The sequence below is a fragment of the Vibrio sp. 10N.261.54.A5 genome (assembly GCF_041471145.1).
GTDB classification, from domain to species: domain Bacteria; phylum Pseudomonadota; class Gammaproteobacteria; order Enterobacterales; family Vibrionaceae; genus Vibrio; species Vibrio crassostreae_C.
Genome location: NZ_JBFRNU010000129.1, coordinates 1 through 304, shown reverse-complemented (window position 1 = coordinate 304; position 304 = coordinate 1). Strand labels below are relative to the sequence as shown.

At 47.4% G+C, this 304-nt stretch carries 2 tRNA genes; both read right to left on the bottom strand.

The features are described from left to right. Positions 1–82: 82 nt before the first annotated feature. Positions 83–158 (bottom strand) — tRNA-Val (locus AB4329_RS22485). Between the two features lie 28 nt (positions 159–186). After that, a tRNA-Ala gene (locus AB4329_RS22480) sits at positions 187–262 on the bottom strand. Positions 263–304 lie beyond the last annotated feature (42 nt).

The window sequence follows — 304 nt, the reverse complement described above, 5'->3', positions numbered from 1 at the left end:
CCAAATTGTTAAAGAGCAAGAGTTTTAAGTGTTAAACTTTTAAACCCATTTTTAAATACTCTCTTACGAGAATGCTTAAAGATGGTGGGCGATACCGGGCTCGAACCAGTGACCCCCTGCTTGTAAGGCAGGTGCTCTCCCAACTGAGCTAATCGCCCATAAAGTTTTAATTCCTAATGGAAGGAATGGTGGAGCTATGCGGGATCGAACCGCAGACCTCCTGCGTGCAAGGCAGGCGCTCTCCCAGCTGAGCTATAGCCCCATATTTTTATTTCCTTGGGAGGAAATGGTGGGTCGTGCAGGA